This is a genomic window from Bradyrhizobium sp. SZCCHNR1015, assembly GCF_032489875.1.
GTDB lineage: Bacteria > Pseudomonadota > Alphaproteobacteria > Rhizobiales > Xanthobacteraceae > Bradyrhizobium.
This window is the reverse complement of record NZ_JAUEYW010000009.1, coordinates 233,261-251,114: the sequence shown is the minus strand read 5'-3', so window position 1 is coordinate 251,114 and position 17,854 is coordinate 233,261. Positions and strand designations below refer to the sequence as shown.

General features: G+C 65.9%; 14 protein-coding genes. 6 read left to right on the top strand and 8 right to left on the bottom strand.

Features of this window, described 5'->3' with window-relative positions; all coding sequences use genetic code 11:
• The first annotated feature begins 76 nt into the window (after positions 1-76).
• Positions 77-1,189 (top strand): CaiB/BaiF CoA-transferase family protein, encoded by a 1,113-nt coding sequence (locus QX128_RS17360; protein WP_316238082.1) that lies wholly within the window; start codon positions 77-79, stop codon positions 1,187-1,189.
• Positions 1,190-1,548: 359 nt separating this feature from the next.
• On the opposite strand, the gene hppD is transcribed toward QX128_RS17360, so the two are convergent.
• Positions 1,549-2,667, bottom strand: a complete 1,119-nt coding sequence (gene hppD / locus QX128_RS17355; protein WP_316215266.1) for a 4-hydroxyphenylpyruvate dioxygenase — start codon at positions 2,665-2,667, stop codon at positions 1,549-1,551.
• Between the two features lie 118 nt (positions 2,668-2,785).
• Between hppD and QX128_RS17350 the strand changes: the two genes are divergently transcribed.
• Both QX128_RS17350 and QX128_RS17345 read left to right on the top strand, forming a co-directional pair.
• The gene (locus tag QX128_RS17350) at positions 2,786-3,265 is read left to right on the top strand and encodes an Lrp/AsnC family transcriptional regulator (RefSeq protein ID WP_316238039.1); all 480 of its coding nucleotides are present in this window, start codon (positions 2,786-2,788) and stop codon (positions 3,263-3,265) included.
• A gap of 90 nt (positions 3,266-3,355) precedes the next feature.
• Positions 3,356-3,667, top strand: a complete 312-nt coding sequence (locus tag QX128_RS17345) for a DUF1272 domain-containing protein (RefSeq protein WP_315801714.1) — start codon at positions 3,356-3,358, stop codon at positions 3,665-3,667.
• A 75-nt stretch (positions 3,668-3,742) separates the two neighbouring features.
• On the opposite strand, the gene fahA is transcribed toward QX128_RS17345, so the two are convergent.
• The 5 genes from fahA to QX128_RS17320 form a co-directional block, all read right to left on the bottom strand.
• Positions 3,743-5,017, bottom strand: coding sequence for a fumarylacetoacetase (fahA, locus tag QX128_RS17340; protein ID WP_316238038.1), 1,275 nt, complete (start codon positions 5,015-5,017; stop codon positions 3,743-3,745).
• Positions 5,018-5,177: 160 nt separating this feature from the next.
• The gene (gene hmgA / locus QX128_RS17335) at positions 5,178-6,524 is read right to left on the bottom strand and encodes a homogentisate 1,2-dioxygenase (RefSeq protein ID WP_316238037.1); all 1,347 of its coding nucleotides are present in this window, start codon (positions 6,522-6,524) and stop codon (positions 5,178-5,180) included.
• On the bottom strand, positions 6,524-7,480 hold the full coding sequence (locus QX128_RS17330; RefSeq protein ID WP_315801717.1) for an MBL fold metallo-hydrolase: 957 nt from the start codon (positions 7,478-7,480) through the stop codon (positions 6,524-6,526). Before QX128_RS17330 ends, hmgA begins: the two co-directional genes overlap by 1 nt.
• A 27-nt stretch (positions 7,481-7,507) precedes the next feature.
• Positions 7,508-7,735, bottom strand: a complete 228-nt coding sequence (locus QX128_RS17325) for a DUF2783 domain-containing protein (RefSeq protein ID WP_316238036.1) — start codon at positions 7,733-7,735, stop codon at positions 7,508-7,510.
• A 13-nt stretch (positions 7,736-7,748) separates the two neighbouring features.
• Complete coding sequence (locus QX128_RS17320) at positions 7,749-9,383, bottom strand: FAD-dependent oxidoreductase (RefSeq protein ID WP_316238035.1); 1,635 nt, start codon at positions 9,381-9,383, stop codon at positions 7,749-7,751.
• Between the two features lie 167 nt (positions 9,384-9,550).
• Between QX128_RS17320 and QX128_RS17315 the strand changes: the two genes are divergently transcribed.
• A complete protein-coding gene (locus QX128_RS17315; RefSeq protein ID WP_316179251.1) occupies positions 9,551-10,108 on the top strand; it encodes a MarR family transcriptional regulator in 558 nt (185 codons plus the stop codon).
• A gap of 135 nt (positions 10,109-10,243) precedes the next feature.
• On the opposite strand, the gene QX128_RS17310 is transcribed toward QX128_RS17315, so the two are convergent.
• Together QX128_RS17310 and QX128_RS17305 are read right to left on the bottom strand one after the other, a co-directional pair.
• Complete coding sequence (locus tag QX128_RS17310; RefSeq protein ID WP_316238034.1) at positions 10,244-12,700, bottom strand: adenylate/guanylate cyclase domain-containing protein; 2,457 nt, start codon at positions 12,698-12,700, stop codon at positions 10,244-10,246.
• A gap of 261 nt (positions 12,701-12,961) precedes the next feature.
• A complete protein-coding gene (locus tag QX128_RS17305; protein WP_315801722.1) occupies positions 12,962-15,043 on the bottom strand; it encodes an AsmA family protein in 2,082 nt (693 codons plus the stop codon).
• Positions 15,044-15,255: 212 nt separating this feature from the next.
• Here QX128_RS17305 and QX128_RS17300 point away from each other — a divergent pair, with 212 nt between their 5' ends.
• Both QX128_RS17300 and QX128_RS17295 read left to right on the top strand, forming a co-directional pair.
• A complete protein-coding gene (locus QX128_RS17300) occupies positions 15,256-15,930 on the top strand; it encodes a Crp/Fnr family transcriptional regulator (RefSeq protein ID WP_316179246.1) in 675 nt (224 codons plus the stop codon).
• A gap of 276 nt (positions 15,931-16,206) precedes the next feature.
• The gene (locus QX128_RS17295; protein WP_316238033.1) at positions 16,207-17,841 is read left to right on the top strand and encodes a glycosyltransferase family 39 protein; all 1,635 of its coding nucleotides are present in this window, start codon (positions 16,207-16,209) and stop codon (positions 17,839-17,841) included.
• Positions 17,842-17,854: the final 13 nt, after the last annotated feature.

Sequence of the window (17,854 nt, the reverse complement as noted above, 5' to 3'; positions counted from 1 at the left end):
GTTGGCCTGATGCACGCGGGACAATTGCGGATCAGAACGCGATCCGACAAGACGCGTGAATCAAGGACACAACGACGTGCTCGACAAGACCGCACCAGACACTCAGACCCGCGCCACCGGACCGCTCGCAGGCTTCCGCATCGTCGAGTTCGCCGGCATCGGACCGGGTCCGTTCGCCTGCATGCTGCTGGCGGACATGGGCGCGGAGGTGGTGACGCTGGATCGTGTCGGCGCGCGCAAGACGATGAAGTCGGTCGCCGGCCGCGGCCGCAAGGTGATCGAGCTCGATCTCAAGGACAAGTCGGTCATCGCCGAGGTGCTCGATCTGCTCGCCGGTGCCGACGCGCTGATCGAAGGCTTCCGGCCCGGCGTGATGGAGCGGCTCGGCCTCGGCCCCGACGTGGTGCTCGCGCGCAATCCGAAGCTGGTCTACGGCCGCATGACCGGCTGGGGCCAGGAGGGACCGCTGGCGCATGCGGCCGGTCACGACATCAACTACATCTCGATCACCGGCGCGTTGGCCGCGATCGGACCCAGGGAGCGCCCGGTGCCGCCGCTCAACCTGGTCGGCGATTTCGGCGGCGGCGCGCTGTATCTCGTGGTCGGCGTGCTCGCGGCGTTGCTGGAAGCCTCGAAGTCCGGCAAGGGCCAGGTGGTGGACACCGCGATGTGCGACGGCGCCGCCTCGCTGCTCGCGATGTTCTTCGACCTCACCGCGATGGGCCGCTGGACGGAGGGGCGTGAGCGCAACTTCCTCGACGGCGGCGCGCATTTCTACGGCGTCTACGAATGCGCCTGCGGCAACTTCATCTCGATCGGCTCGATCGAACCGCAGTTCTACGCGCTGCTGCGGCAGCACGCCGATCTTTCCGATCCCGCCTTCGATGCACAGATGGATCCGCGCGCATGGCCGGCGCTGAAGGAGAAGCTGGTCAGCGTGTTCAAGAGCAAGACGCGGGAAGAGTGGTGCGCGATCATGGAAGGCACCGACATCTGCTTCGCGCCGGTGCTGACGATGTCGGAGGCGCCCAAGCACGCCCACATGGCCGCGCGCGGCGTGTTCGTCCAGCGGCACGGCGTGACGCAGCCCGCGCCAGCGCCAAGGTTCTCACGGACGCCGTCGACCATCCGTGAGCCGGAGGTGACGGAGATCGGGACGCTGGTGAATGCTTGGAAGGCTGGGCGTTAAGCGGACGGCTGCGGTCGCGCCGACGGTGCGCTACGCGACTATTCCGATCTGAGTGAGTTGGCCACGCCCCTGCCTCAAACGCGGTGTCGTCCCGGCGAACGCCGGGACCCATAGCCACCGGCCGTCGTGTGGCGAAAATTATCGATGACTGTGCCCGACCGATACATCACGCGGTATGGGTCCCGGCGTTCGCCGGGACGACACTGTCTGTGGAGCGAAGGCGTGCGTCCCACACACACCGTCATTGCGTGCGCAACGACTTGTCCGCCGAAGCTCGAAGAGCGAAGGCGGAAGCAATCCAGGGCTACAGCGGAAGTCTGGGCTGCATCAGCGAGAACAACACACACCGATGAACGGCCCTACTCCGCCGCCTCGACCTTGAGCACGCCGCGGCGGATCTGGTCCTCCTCGATCGACTCGAACAGCGCCTTGAAGTTGCCTTCGCCAAAACCGTCGTCGCCCTTGCGCTGGATGAACTCGAAGAAGATCGGGCCGATGGCATTGGCCGAGAAGATCTGCAGCAGCACCTTGGTGTGACCGCCGGCAACGACGCCCTCGCCGTCGATCAGGATGCCGTTTCTCTGCAGCCGGGCGAGGTCCTCGCCATGCTTGGGCAAACGCGCGTCGATGCGCTCGAAATAGGTGTCGGGCGGCGACGGCATGAACGGCAGGCCGGCGGCGCGCAGGCCCTCGACGGTTGAGTAGATGTCGCGGGCGCCGCAGGCGATGTGCTGGATGCCTTCGCCGCGATAGATCTTCAGATACTCCTCGATCTGCCCGGAATCGCCGGCGTCCTCGTTGATCGGAATCCGGATCTTGCCGTCGGGGCTGGTCAGCGCGCGCGAGAACAGGCCGGAGGCGCGGCCCTCGATGTCGAAGAAGCGGATCTGGCGGAAGTTGAACAGCTTTTCGTAGAAGCCGGCCCACACGTTCATGCGACCGCGATGCACATTGTGGGTCAGGTGATCGATATAGTAGAGGCCCGAGCCCGCGGGCCGCGGGTCGCGCGCGCCGGTCCAGTCGAATTCGAGATCATAGGCCGAGCCCTTGGCGCCATAGCGATCGACCAGATACAGCAGGCTGCCGCCGATGCCCTTGATCACAGGAACGTCCAGCGTCTTCTGCGATGCGGGCAGGTCGGCCGGCTCCGCGCCGAGCGCGATCGCGCGCGCGTAAGCCTTGTTGGCATCGACCACGCGGAACGCCATCGACGGCGCGCAGGGGCCGTGCGCGGCGACGAAGTCGTGACCGTGGCTGCCGGGCTCCTCGTTGACGAGATAGTTGATGTCGCCCTGGCGATACAGCGTGATCGCCTTGGTCTTGTGGCGCGCGACCGCCACGAAGCCCATCAGCTTGAACAGGGCATGCAGCTCGCCGGCGTCGGGATGCGCATATTCGACGAACTCGAAGCCATCCGTGCCCATCGGGTTGTCGGCGGAGATGGTGGCAGGCGGCGCATCGTGCGGAAACGGACCCATGGCAAGCTCCTAGGCTGATTGGGTTCATGATCTCCCCAATTCGGTGCATGGAGTATGCAAACCATTGTCATTTTCGCCTAGATATGCACGATCCGTGCATGATTATGGGAGATAGCGCATGAATTTCGTCGATAGCTTCGATCTCCGCATCTTGGCCGCGCTCCAGGATGACGGTCGCCTGACCAACCAGGAGCTGGCCGAGATCGCCGGGCTCTCGGCCTCGCAATGCTCGCGGCGGCGGATGCGGCTGGAGGAGGACGGCGTCATCGCCGGCTACCGCGCCCAGCTCGCCAGCCAAGCGCTCGGCTTCGAGCTGATCGCCTTCATCCAGATCACGCTGGCGACGCATTCGCCCGACAACGCCGAGAAGTTTCGTGCGCTGGTGAACCGCATCGACGACATCCAGGAGGCCTACGCGCTGACGGGCGATTCCGATTACCTGCTGAAGGTGGTGCTGCGCGACCTCAAGAGCCTGTCAGACATCGTCAACAACGTGCTGATGCCACACCAGAGCGTGGCGCATGTACGCTCCTCGATCGTGCTCGATCGTCTCAAGGAAAGCGCCAAGCTGCCGCTGGCGTCGTTGTCGACTGGCTGAGCTTTCGCGGCGCGAATCGAGGGAAATGCGCCCTTCAACATCATCATTGCTTTTGCGACAGTGATCGCGTCCCTGACCTGCGAGACGCCCATGGCCCTGCAGCTTCGGCCCAATTGCGAATATTGCGACAAGGACCTGCCGCCGGCCGCGCAGGACGCGCGCATCTGCTCCTATGAATGCACCTTCTGCGCCGACTGCGTCGAGACCAGGCTGTTCAACGTCTGCCCGAACTGCGGCGGCGGCTTCGCGCCGCGGCCGATCCGGCCGGCGCGGCAGTGGCGGCCGGGGGTCTGCACGGTGAAACAAGTGCCGTCGGACAAGCGCGTTCACCTGAAATATGCGGCCGAGGATGTTGCCGCCTTCGTCGCCGGCGTGAAGCACGTGCCGCCAGTGGAGCGTTGAGCTCTCTTCCCGTCACTATGGATTCCGGGCTCGGCCCTGCGGGCCGCCCCGGAATGACGGCAGTGGATGGGGCGGCTACTCCGCTGCGACGATCGTGCCTTCGACCTCGCCGAAGCCGACGCGATAGCCGTTGCCCTGGCACCAGCCGCGCATCACCAGCGAATCGCCGTCCTCCAGGAACGTGCGCTTCACGCCGCCGGCGAGTTCGATGGGCTCGGTGCCGTTCCAGCTGATCTCGAGCAGGCTCCCGCGCTGGTGCTTCTCCGGGCCGGAGATGGTGCCACTCCCCAGGAGATCGCCGACGCTCATGGCACACCCTGACGAGGCATGGTGCATCAGCTGCTGCACGCTCGACCAGTACATGTACTTGAAATTGGTCTGCGCGATGGTCTGCGCGGCGTTGCTGCCCGACGCACGCAAGGCGACGTCGAGCGCGAGATCGTAGTTCTGCGCGGCCTTCTGCTGCAGGTAGGGCAGCGGCACCGGGTCCTGCGTTGGCCCGGCCACCCGGAACGGCTCCAGCGCCTCTGATGTCACCACCCATGGACTGATCGAGGTCGCGAACGCCTTGGCCTGGAACGGCCCGAGCGGGACGTACTCCCATTGCTGGATGTCGCGCGCGCTCCAGTCATTGAGCAACACGAAGCCGAAGATCATCGCCTCCGCCTGCGCCTCGGTCAGCATCTCGCCGAGCGGAGATGATTGGCCGATGACGACGCCCATCTCCAGCTCGAAATCGAGCCGCTTGCACGGGCCGAAGCTCGGCACGTCGGCGCTCGGCGGCTTCAGCTGCCCGCGCGGCCGGCGCACCTTGGTGCCGGAGACGACCACGGTCGACGCGCGGCCGTTATAGCCGATCGGCATGTGCAGCCAGTTCGGCTGCAGCGCGTTGTCCTTGCCGCGGAACATGACGCCGACATTGGTGGCGTGCTCCTTCGACGAATAGAAGTCGGTGTAGCCGGCGACGTGAAACGGCAAGTGCAGGTTGACGTCGTTGCGCGGCAGCAGCGCGCGGCTGCGCAGCGGCTTGTCGTCACGCAGGCGCGGATTGTCATGGCGCAGCAGTGCGCTGATCGCCGCGCGGGTCTTCGACCACACGGCGGGGCCGAGCGCCATGAAGGCATTCAGCGAGGATTGCGCGAACACCTCATAGGCCGGCGACAGGTCGAGCAGGCCCTCATCTTCGAGCACGGCGAGATCGAGCACGAAATCGCCAATGGCGACACCGACGCGCGGCTTCGGCGAATCGGCGGCGGAGAACACGCCATAGGGCAGGTTCTGGATCGGAAAGTCCGAGGCCGGATCGGCCGGAATGAAGGAGCGGAGTGAGGGGTCGTTGGGGTGGGTCAAAATGCTTCTCCAAACCGGGTCGTCATGCCCGGGCTTGACCCGCCTGCGCGGCCGAAGCCGCTTCGGCGCGGCGAAGGCCCGGGCATCCATCTAGCCGGCGGGACGATAGACGTGGATGGCCGGGTCAAGCCCGGCCATGACGGCATTGACATAGTTCGCGCTAAGGCCTGTTCGGATCAAACCGCCTCTCCAGTCCGTTCCAGCAATCGGCATAGTCAGGCTGCAAGGTGCCGGACTCCGCTGCGTGCCTGGTGATCCGCTGCGGGAAGCGCGTCTCGAACATGAAGGCCATGGTGCCGGTGAGCTTGACGGGCTTCAACTCGCCATTGCTGGCGTGATCGAACGCCTCGCGGTCCGGGCCGTGCGGCAGCATGCAATTGTGCAAGGACATGCCGCCCGGCACGAAGCCCTGCGGCTTGGCGTCGTAGACGCCGTAGATCAGGCCCATGAACTCCGACATGATGTTCATGTGATACCACGGCGGGCGGAAGGTGTTGTCGGCGACCATCCAGCGCTCCGGGAAGATCACGAAGTCGATGTTGGCGGTGCCCGCCGTCTCCGACGGTGAGGTCAGCACGGTGAAGATCGACGGATCGGGATGATCGAAGCCGATCGCGCCGACCGGCGAGAAGGTGCGCAGGTCGTATTTGTAGGGCGCGTAGTTGCCGTGCCAGGCGACGACGTCGATCGGAGAGTGCTTCAGCTCGGTCTTGAACAGCGCGCCGCCCCACTTCACATAGAGCTCGGTCGGGGTGTCCTTGTCCTCATACGACGCCACCGGCGTCAGGAAGTCGCGGGCATTGGCAAGGCAATTCGCGCCGATCGGGCCGCGCTCCGGCAGGGTGAAGGCGCCGCCGTAGTTCTCGCACAGATAGCCGCGCGCAGGTCCGGCCGGAATCTCGACCCGGAACTTGACGCCGCGCGGGATCACGACGATCTCGCCGGGCTCGGCATCGATGCGGCCGAACTCCGTGACGAACAACAGGCGGCCCTGCTGCAGCACGAACATCAGCTCGCCGTCGGCGTCGTAGAAGTGCTGATCGACCATCGACCTGGTGATGACGTAGACATGCGTCGCCATGCCGGCCTGCGTCGCCGCGTCACCAGCGGTCGTCATGGTCTGCACGCCCTGCAGGAACGTCACCTCGCCCGACGGCATCGGAGTCGGATCCCAGCGCAGCTGCTGTACCGTGATCTCCTGCTCGTGGCAGGGCGCGGTGCGCCACAGCCCGGCATCGACGCGTGTGAAGCGGCCGGAATGCTTCACCGACGGACGGATGCGATACAGCCATGAGCGCTCGTTGGACCCGCGCGGCGCCGTAAACGGCGAGCCCGAGAGCTGCTCGGCATAGAGACCATAGGCGCAGCGCTGCGGCGAGTTGCGCCCGATTGGCAGCGCACCAGGCAGCGCTTCGGTCTCGAACGAATTGCCGAAGCCGGACATGTAGCCCGGCGTAACCTGCCCCGTGGCGCGGTTGAGCTGGTCAGGCGATGTGTTGACGTTCATCATCCTTCTCCTTGCAGGCGGGCCCACATCTCGCGGTCGCGCTCGGCGGTCCAGATCACGGGATCGTCGATGCCACTGGCCTCGTCATAGGCGCGCGACACGTTGAACGGCAGGCAGTGCTCGTAGATCGCGAAGCTCGAGAACTTCGGGTCCATCACGTCGCGCGTGGCGGCCATGGATTCCTTCAGGCTGCGTCCCTTCGCGACCGACATCTCGGCCGCGCCGTACAGCGAGCTGACGAAGTCGCGCGTCATCGCGATCGCCTCGCGCACGGTGGCCTCGCCTTTCAGCGCATCGCCGCGACCGGGCGCGATCGCCTTGGGATTGAAGTCGCGGATCTCGTTCAAGGTCGACGGCCATTCGCGCAGATAGGCGTCGCCGCAATAGCAGGCCGAATGATATTCGATGAGGTCGCCGGAGAACATCACCTCGGCGTCCGGCACCCAGGCGACGATGTCGCCGGAGGTGTGGCCGGCGCCGAGCTGGATCAGCTGCACCTCGCGCTTGCCGAGATGGATCGTCATCTCGCCTTCGAAAGTCAGCGTCGGCCAGGTCAGGCCGGGGATGCTCTCGGCGTCCTGGAACAGGCGCGGGAAGCGGCCGTATTCGGAATCCCAGTCCTGCTGGCCGCGCTCGACGATCAGTCGGCGCGTCTCCTGCGAGGCGACGATGCCCTGGGCGTGATAGGCCGAAGCGCCAAGCACGCGCACCGCGTGGTAATGCGACAGCACGACATATTTGATCGGCTTGTCGGTGACGGTCTTGACGCGCTCGATCACCTTGTTGGCCATCGCCGGCGTCGCCTGCGCATCGAACACGATGCAGCCGTCATCGCCGACGATCACCGCCGAGTTCGGATCGCCCTCCGCGGTGAACGCATAGAGATCCGGGCCGATCTCGGAGAAGGTCACCTTCTTCTCGGTGAGATCCGTCGTGGATGCGAAACCTTTCGCCATCAGTTCATTCCTTGTGTGCGCGGCAGCCTATTGCTGCTGTTGTTGTTGCTGTTGACCGGCATCAGCCATGCTGCGTTTCGCCAGCGTGATCGCGGCACGCAGGACGCCGATGTCGCCGATGTGATTGGCGAGGATCAGGACCAATGCCGCATCGAGGTCGGCGCTTTCGAGGTCCGAGAGGCCGCGATGGGCTTCGACAATGGCGCGGAAGGCATCGTCGGGCTTGGGGAAATTGGAGGCGGTCGAGAGCGTCATCGTTGCGGCTTCCTCAGTTCAGGCCGCAGGCGCGTGCGACCGCCGCCGCGATCGCGGCGCGGCTCGGGTGCCGGAAGCGCGCCGCGACATAGCCATCCGGACGCAGCAGATAGGATGTGCCGGGTTTGGCACCGTAACGCTTGACCGCGAAGCCCTCGCCATCGGTGAGGCCATTCGGGTCGCCGACGCGGATGACACCGACATCGTCGGGCACGTCGATCGCCTCACCATTGGCGAACGACAGCAGCGTGAAGCGCCGGCCCTGAGCGTTGAACGCATCGGTAAGATGGAGGTGCCGTCCGTCGGCTGCCTTCAGCGGCGCATCCGGCATCGATGTCCCCGGGCGCGGTCCGGTCTCCCAGGCCTCGTCATCTTCGGTCGACAGCGGCGTCTCGTAGACCGAGGGAACCGACAGCCGGCCGCCATTGACCATGCGCTTGCCGAATTCGGTATCCCGGGCGAGCGCGAGCACCACTTTGCGCAGCCGCGCCTCCTGGTGCGAGTTCGGCGCCATGAAATCCGTCGCGCGCGTCGACTCGCGAATGTTCTCGTCGGCCGCCGCGCTTCGCTCCAGATGGTAGGTGTCGAGCAGCGCCGCAGGCGAGCTTCCGCGCAGCACGCGATCGAGCTTCCAGGCCAGATTCTCGGCATCCTCCAGCCCCGAATTGGCCCCGCGTGCGCCGAACGGCGAAACCTGATGGGCAGAGTCGCCGGCGAAGACGACGCGACCATGAATGAAGCGCTCCATGCGCCGGCACTGGAATTTATAGAGCGAGATCCACTCGAATTCGAACTGGTCATGGCCGAGCATGCGCGCGATCCGTGGCCGCACATTCTCCGGCTGCTTCTCGACGTTGGGATCGGCATAGCGGCTGAGCTGCAGGTCGATGCGCCAGACATTGTCCGGCTGCCGGTGCAACAGCGCCGAGCGTCCGGCGTGGAACGGCGGATCGAACCAGAACCAGCGCTCGGTGGGGAATTCGGCCGTCATCCTGACGTCGGCGATCAGGAACTGATCCTCGAACACCTTGCCGGAGAAGCCCGCGCCGACCATCTGGCGCAGCGAGGAGCGCGCGCCATCACAGGCGATCACATATTGCGCCGACAGCCGATACGGGCCGTCCGGCGTCTCGATCGTCAGCACCACGTGATCATTGCGCTGTTCGAGCGCGGTGACCTTGTTGCGCCAGCGCAGCGAGATCGCCGGCAGCGCGTTGACGCGATCGACCAGATAGGCCTCGGCGTAGAACTGCTGCAGGTTGATGAAGGCCGGCCGCTTGTGCCCGGGCTCCGGCAACAGGTTGAACTGATAGAGCTCGGACGGGCCGTGGAAGATGCGGCCGACGTTCCACACCACGCCCTTGTCGACCATCCGGTCGCCGACGCCAAGCCGATCCCAATATTCCAGCGAGCGCTTCGAAAAGCAGATCGCACGCGAGCCCTCGCCGATACGATCGGCATCATCGAGCACGACGACCGCATGGCCGCGCTGCGCGAGATCTATCGCGAACGACAGCCCGACGGGACCCGCACCTACGACGACGACCGGATGCGCGGCCGGCGTGGCCTGATCCTGGTCTTCGTGCCGATGATAGCCGAACTGAACCTTCGCCTGGCCCGCGCCCTGCCCCGGATTGGCCTGCACCATGGCTTGCTCGCCTTGTGGTTTTCTTGGACTTTTCGAAGCGACGATTTTCGAAGCGACCGACATTTCCTCGGGCGAGGCCATCTGGCCGTCTTGCCAGATAGTCTCACCTGCAACTATTCTAAAGCCGACGGCTTCGGCCGCGTCAACTCAAAAATCGGAGCGCGATCTTGGCGAAGCCATCTCCCGCGGCGTCCAGGCAGCAGGCGAAGCCGGTCGAGGATGACCGAAATGCCGCGGTGCCGCAGGACGACGAGCGGCTCGACCTGTTCAAGTTCGCGCCATTCCGGCTCAACCGTCTGGCCGCGGAGGTCAGCGCGGCGCTCGCCGTCGAGTATCGCGAGCGCTATGGGCTCGACATTCCGGAATGGCGCGTGCTGGCGACGCTCGGCTTCCGCCGCGAGGCCTGCAGCGCGCAATATGTCGCAGCGTGCACCCGCACGCACAAATCGACCATCAGCCGGGCCGTGACGTCGCTGCTGGAGCGGCGGCTGATCGAGCGGGTCGAGAACACCGAGGATCGCCGCGAGTTCCGCCTGCGCCTGACACGGAAGGGCAAGACGCTGTACGAGGAGTTGATCCCGCGTTTGCAGCAGCGCGAGCGCGAAATCATGGCATGCCTGTCCGCCGACGAGCGCAGGACGTTCGACCGCCTGATCGGCAAGATCGAGGCGAGCCTCGACCTGATCCAGACGAGCGAGGAGGCCGACGCGAAGCAGGCCTATTAGTTGCCAAGGTGTAGAGTGGGCAAAGCGCCGCCGGAGGCGGCGCGTGCCCGCCGTTCTTCGTCGGATTGAGACGGTGGGCGCGGCGCGTGAGACTGCTGCCAAGCAACAAGCACCGCCCAGGCGCCTTTGCCCACCCTACTTGTTGGTCGCCGACGAACGCCGCGGCTCCGCTGGGACGTCCAACACGTCGATACCCTCTCCCCGCCAGCGCAAAATCTCCATCGCCAGCACCGGGTGGTTGAATCCCTTCAGATGCAGGTCGTCGATCGGCCTGGCGTCGACCGACTGTTCGACCACGCCGTAGACACGACGCGACACGATCAGCTGTCCCGCCTTGGCCTCGTCGCACAGCCGCGAGGCGAGATTGGTGACGCTGCCGATCGCGGCATATTCCAGCCGGTGCTCGAAGCCGACCTGGCCGAGCGTCGCATATCCCAGCGCAATGCCGACGCCGAACCCCAGGCTGTGGCCGCGGTTTTTCCAGCGCTCGGTCAATTGTCCGATCTCTTCGCGCATTTCGAGCGCCATCCTCACCGCGCGCGTGGTGTGGTCCTCGAACGGGATCGGCGCGTTGAACAGGATCATCACGCCGTCGCCGGCATAGCGATCGAGCGTGCCCTCATATTTGAAGATGAGCTTGCCGAGCGCGGCGTGATATTCGCGCAGCACGTTCATCGCCTCCTCGGGCTCGGTGGTCTCGGTGAACGCGGTGAAGCCGCGCAGATCGCAGAACACGACCGTGACCTCGCGGCGGTGGCTTTCCAGCAGCGCTTCGTGACCATCCGACGACGCGATGATCTGGGCCACCTGCGGCGCCAGGAAGCGCTCCAGCCGTCTGATCCGCTCGATCTCCGCGAGCTGCTTCTCGACGCGCTCCTCGAGCGACTTGTTCCACTCGCGCAACTGCTCGGTCTGCTCGGTGAGCTTGGCGGCCTGCTGCTGCACGGTGGCGTGGGTCAGCGCCAGCTCGCGGCCCTTCTGGTCGACCTCGGTGAACAATCGCGCATTGCGCATCGCCAGCACGGCCTGGTTGGCAAATGTCCGCATCAGTCCGATCAGGTTCGGCGGGAACGTGCCGGCCGCCCGCCGAAGCACCACCAGCGCGCCGAGCACGCCCTGCTGATCGACCAGCGGCGTGAACAGCACGGCGCGGAAGCCGGCGGCGACGGCGACATCGCGCAGCGGGTGATCGGGTGCGCTTTCAAGCTCGGCGATCGCGATCGGCTCGCCGCTGCGCACGGAATCGGAGAGCAGGCTCATGCGCTCGTCGAGCACATTGTGCGCGCCGTCCCGGTCGACGCCCTTGGCCTCCACCAGCCTGAAGCGGCGTTCCGTGGCATCGTAGGAATAGATCAGCACGGCATCGGCATGCGTGATCTCCAGCGCGCGCGCCGCCACCGTCGGCAGCACGGCATTGAGATCGAGCGAGGAGGCCACCGCGCGTCCGACCTCCTCGAGCACCTTCAGCTCATTGATCGACTGAGCGAGATCGCGCGTCCGCTCCTCGACCTTGGCTTCCAGCACGGCATAGGACTGCGCGAGCTGGCCGGCCATGCTGTTGAACTGATCGGCGAGCTCCTCCAGCTCATCATGCGTCTTGACCTCGATGCGCTGGGCGAAATCCCCGGCGCCGAGCTTGCGCGCGCCGGCGCGCAATGCGGTGATCGGAACGAGCATGCGGCGCGCCAGCAGCGAGCCCGCGAGGATCGCCACGGAAAGACCGAGCGCGATCAACAGCGCCCCACGCAACAGCTGGTCCCGGATCGGCGCCAGCGCGTGCGCCGTCGATTGCTCGAAGAACACGGACCAGCCGAGCTTGGGCAGCGTCGCGACCGCCGAGAGCACGGCGTGCCCGGCGCTGTCCGCGCCGGAGGCCAGCGGCTGGCCATCCGGCGCGAGCACCGCCGCGACCTGCGGCAGCTTGGCGAGGTCCTGGCCGACGGCCGGCCCTTTCGCGGAGCTCGCCAGCACCTGGCCGCGCGGATCGACCACGTAGGCGGTGCCGACCTTGCCGACCTGTGCCTCGGTCATGAAGTCTTCGAGAAAGTCGAGATCGATGTCAGCCACGGTCACACCGGCATTGAAGCCGGAATGCGCGACCGAGATCGACATCATCGGCTGCGCGCCCTTGAAGGTCACGGCCGAGAAGCTGCTTCCATGCGTGACGGTGTCGGTGAAGCGCAGATCGCGCGACAGGTCGTTGCCCGAGGAGAACGAGATCGAGGTGCGCGATACCCTGAGCTGCTCGCGGCCCTGTCCGTCGAGCTGATACAACTGCCGCACGGCCGGTGCCTGACTCAGCAGCTGCACATAGTCGGCGCGGCGCAGCTCCAGCGTGTTGGCGCTCGCCCGCGTCACCCAGCTGATCTGCCGCTGCAGATCCGAGAGCGCCTGATCGATCCGCCGGGCGCTGGCGTCGGCCTTTTCGGCCATGGCGGCGGTCAGGCTCGCCTTGGTGGACTGATAGCTGATCCAGGTTTCGGTCGCGCCGTTCACGGCCAGGACGAACACGACGAGCCCGACCAGCGACACGACGTATTTGGCGAACAGGCCCTGCCGCAACGACCAGCCTCTGTTCTCGACCTCGCTCATCCGGACCCCTCACGCGCATCATCGCCGAGGTCAGCCTCGGACAAGCGCGTCCGCTGCCGTCCTCGCGGCAGCAACACCTCGGAGACGGGACCGCTCGGGTGCGAGACGATCCGTCGCCGGCATCCGTTTAGCACAGAATGGCATGCACAGCGGCGCCCACGCCGCGCGCGCTCGCGCGCCTCGTTATCGTGCGGCTGGCCCTGAATTGCATCCACCGCTCGGGGGACATCCTTCGCGGACTCGGCCGGTAGCGGTCATATATTACCTATTGAAGATGCGCTTCAGAACGTCGTTCATCGGCTGGCTGTCCTGGGCACCGTCCTGCAAGGGCTCGGCGGGAGCGGCCTCTGCCGCGCCCTGGCCGGCGTCGCCCGGAGGCCGCGAAACAGCGCCGTCCTGGGGCGCAACCAGCGTACGGCCGCGGCTCTTGGCGGGCGGCGACGCGCCCTGCAGTCCTTGCTGAATCAGATTGCCGATCGCCGATCCGAGATCGCCGCCAAGCAGGTCGGATTGGCCGGGGGCCGGGGCCTGCCCATTCGGGGCTGCCGCTGACGGCGCGCCGTTCGGACCAGCAGCACCGGTGGGCGCAGAATTTCCGATCAGGCCGCCGATGCCGTTGATCAAATTGTTCAGCCCGGCTCCGTCCTTGCCGAACAGGCCCTGGCCCATCTGCTTGAGCCTGGCGTAGGCCGCGTCCGGATTGTCGAGGATGCCGGCCATGTCGGGGTAGAAGCGCGGCTGACTCCAGGGGCCGTCGATGACGACGGGAATCCCAAGGCCGATCGGCTCCGAGGTGCGGCCCTGGCCCTCGGTCGTCATCACGAGCTTCGGCTCGACCCGCATCGCCAGCGCCCGATTGCCCAGATCGATCGTCCCCGTACCGGCGACCTTGACCAGCGGTCCGACCAAATTGAGGTCACTGGTGGCGGCCTGCCCGCGCTCGACCTGAAACGAGGCCGAGAGCTGCGTGAGATCGGTCGTCAGTTCCTTCGAATCCTGCCATCCCGACAGCGGATTGGATGTCAATGAGCGGATCATCTGCGCAACGTTGATGCCGCGGATCGCGCCGTCCTGGAACAACAGGAACGCCGAGCCGCTCAGGTTGCTCATGATCGCCTGCTGGCTGGCGCCATTGGAGCGCAAGGCGAGCTTGCCTTGCATCCGCGCATCGAGCTTGTCGAATCCGGCGACGTTAGAGAGCAGCGGCAGCGCCCGGATGCCGACGAGATCACAGTGCATCGCATAGGCCGGATTGCCCGTGGAGGCGTCGATCACGACCTCGCCACTGGCCTGCCCCTCATAGGCGCCGAGATTGGCGATGGTCGCCTTCAGCAGGCCACCGGCCAGCGAGGCTTCGAGATCGAGCGGACCGAGGCGGGCCCCGGAGAGAACGACGTCCGTCGCCGACAGCTTCACACGGGCATCGACGTAGTTGAGACCGCGCAAGTCGATTGCCGCCGTGCTCCATCCCGACGCGCCGGCAGGGCCCTGCGCGGCAGGCGCTCCCAAGTCGAGCCGGCGAACGTCGAGATCGACCTTCACCAGCGGCTTGCTCGCCAGATCGACCGAGGCCCAGCCGTTGAAATCGCCATCGCCGAGCGTTCCGCTGAGACCGTTGATCATCACCACCGGGCCATTCAGGCGAACGTCGGCGCGGCCGGCAAGACCGCCGCGGAATGCATTGGCCACGTCGATCTTGAACTCGACCGGCAGGGTCTGGCGGTCAATCGGCAGCGCCGGCGCCGGCGCTGTGACGTCGAACGTGACCGGGCGGTCGCCGGCCCGGGCCGTACCCGTGATCTTGACCTTGCCATCGGACAGAGACGCCGTCGCGCCGATGCCCTCGAGACGATTCTCGACGCGGTCGCGCGGGTTGGACAGGATGACGGCGCCGTCCCTGACGGTGACCCGTTCGATCCGGGCCGCAGGCGCCGCTTCTGGCTTCGCCGAGGCACGGCTGCGCGGCGCATTATCCCGCAGCCGCTCGCGCAGCAGCGGCAGATAGAGTGTGGGCTTGTCGATGATGATCTCGCCGATGTCGGGCCGGCCGGACCACAGGCTCGACAGCGCCACGTCAGCCTGCAGCTTGCCGATCGTCAGCCGATTGTTGCCGTCCCGCTCCTTCGGATCCTGCACGGTGATGTCCGTCAGGGTTGCATGCAGCGACGGCCACAGGCTGACGCTTGCCGAGCCGGCGATGCTCAGGCGATAGCCGGTGTCACGTTCGACGCGGTCCTGGATGGCCACCGTAAGGAAGCTCGCCGGAAGTCCAAAAGCCAGCGCCAGAGCCAGCACGACGATGACGGCGCCAATCAAACCGCCTGCGATCTTCAATGCCTTCATGTCGATGTCCCAAGCGCGAGGCGCGAGCGGTCTCCACCGGTTAGCGTGCGGCAATGCCGACCCGGTTCAATCCGAAATTTTCTCGGAACGAAGACCGCTCCCAGCGCGACCAAAATAGTCGGAAGCCCGTGCGTCATTATGTGACTTATGACACACTTCCGACCGGGGGGTTTCTGTAACTGAGGCTTTGAACCATTGCCGAAGGTATAGTGATGAGCAAGCAGGCCGAATTTGCGGTCATTCTGAAGATGAACCCGATGTTCGCCGACCTCGGTGCGGACGAGTTGCAGCGAATCTCGGGCCTCTGCCACACTCAGCATCTGTCGTCGGGCGAGGTACTGTTCCAGAAGGGCGACCCCGGCAATGCCCTGTTCGGGGTGCGGCGCGGCCAGATTCGCATCGAGACCGGTGCCACTGACGGCAGCCGGCTGACGCTCAACTTCATGGGGCCCGGCGATCTGTTCGGCGAGGTCGCCGTGCTCGACGGGCAGGAGCGCACGGCGGACGCCACCGCCGGTGAAGCAACCGAGCTGTTCGTGCTCCGCCGCGAGGATTTCCTCAGTTTCCTGGAACGCGAGCCCAAGGTGGCGATCAGGATCATTCAGCTGCTGTGCCAGCGCATCCGCTGGCAGAGTGAGCGCATGGAGGAATCCGTGCTGCAGCCGCTGCCGGTGCGGCTGGCACGCCGGCTGTGCGCGCTAGCGGAGGATTTCGGCTCCGAGGTTCACATCTCGCAGGAACAGCTCGGCGTCTTCGTCGGCGCGGCGCGCGAAAGCGTGAACCGCCAGTTGCAGGCCTGGCGCAAGGACAAGATCCTGGATCTGCAACGCGGCCGCATCCTGCTGCATGACCTGACCAGGCTGAACACGATCGCACGCAACGATTAGTTGGCCGAGCGCGGCAAGCGCGCAGCGTCGTTCACCGCAAATTTGTCGATTGCGGGTCCAGTCCATGGCGGGAACTGCCCGTCGTGCATCGTTTCGTATCAGCATCGGCCAAAGATGATCGCAATTGGGCCACCACGCCTCACAATTTGCGACATGAACTCTTTTTAACAGTTCTAACAGGGTTCAATCCGGCAGCGATGAACTCCACGGGCTCGCGCGCGGACGGTGCGCGGGGTGGGGCTTTGCGCGCCAGACAAGCGTGGTGGAAGCGAAGTCATGAGTCTTGCGTTGCCGGCGATCGCGATCGAGGCCAGTGGTTCGGTAGGCCGGTGGCGCAGAGCTCTCACGATCTGGATCGACGCCGTGGAGGACGGTTGGGCCGTTCCGGCCCTGATCGTCGGGTTCGTCGCGGTCTGGATGGTGTATTTCTCGGTCGCCTATCTGGGGGGCGATCTCCATCAGGATGTGATCGAGACCTGGTCGCTCGGACGCAGCTTCGACTGGGGCTCGACCAAGCATCCGCCGCTGATGGGCTGGGCCGCGCGGGCCTGGACCACCGTGTTTCCGCTGACCAACTGGTCGTTCAACCTGCTGGCGCTGACCAACGCGGCGGTCGGCCTCTGGGCCGTCGACCTCATCACCCGGCGTTTCGCGCGCGGTGACAAGCGCCTGGTCGTCCTGCTGCTGCTCATGCTGCTGCCGGTCTATCAACTGCACGCGCAACGCTTCAACGCCAACGCCGTGCTGCTGTCGAGCTGGCCGCTGGCGACGTGGTGTTTCCTGCGCTCGTTCGAGACACGTCACGTCGGCTGGGCCGTCGCGGCCGGCCTGACCGCGGCACTCGCCATGCTCGGCAAGTACTACTCGGTCTTCCTGATCGCGGGCTTTGCGGTCGCAGCGTTGTGCCACGGCGAGCGTCGGGCCTATTTCACCTCGTCCGCGCCTTGGATCGCGGCGCTGTCCGGCCTGGTCGCGCTCGCCCCCCATATCTATTGGCTCGCCACGACCGGCGCCCAGCCGTTCTCGCATGCGATCGAGCATCACGTCGGCAAGACCGCCTCGGCCGCCCTGGTCGAGGGCAGCGGCTTCCTGTCGGCGATGGCCGGCATCGCCGGTATCCCCGGCCTCATATGGCTCGCCATGACCCGGCCCCGCGCCACCCGCGTGCTGAACGATGCGCTCAGCCTCGACCCCGGACTACGGCTGCTGGCGATGATCAGCATCGGGACCGTGGTGTTCCCCGCGCTGGTCTCGATCGTGTTCGGCACCGACATGCCGCCGCTCTGGGGCCTGCAGGGCGTCTTCCTGTTCGTCATCGTGATCGTGTGTGGCGCGAGCTATCACGCCCCCCGCGACGTCACGATCAATCTCGCCGCTGCGACGATCGCGATCGCGGCATTCGCGGCCACAGTCGTAGCGCCCTTCCATGCCTTGTACCGGAACTACGTTCCGTTGAACGAGGGCCGCGATTTCTACGAGCCGGCCGTGACCGAGCTCGACCGCCTGTGGCATACGGCGTCGAACGGAGCCCTTGTCGCCGTCGGCGGCGATGACGGCCTCGCCTTTGCCGCCGCGTTCTACAGTCCCGACCACCCGCACTATGAAATGGCGCTTGTGCACCCGCACGAGTTGCACCCTCCGTCGGAAGAGCTGACTGCGCAGGGCTGGGCGGCGCTGTGCTACGACACCGACACCTCCTGCATCTCCGGCATGCAAGCCGCGGCAGCGCAGGCGCGACGTTCGGTACGGGCCGATTTCACGCTCCGGACCAAGCTGTTCGGCCTGGAGGGCGCGAGCCAGGGCTTCGTTGCCCTGATCGTTCCGCCTGAGACCACCGCGCCAGTCGACAGCGCGCCGAACGTGGCCCACGATCTCAGCGCGCGCCGCCGTACGCCCTCGACCGCGAACTGAAACAGCACGTTCC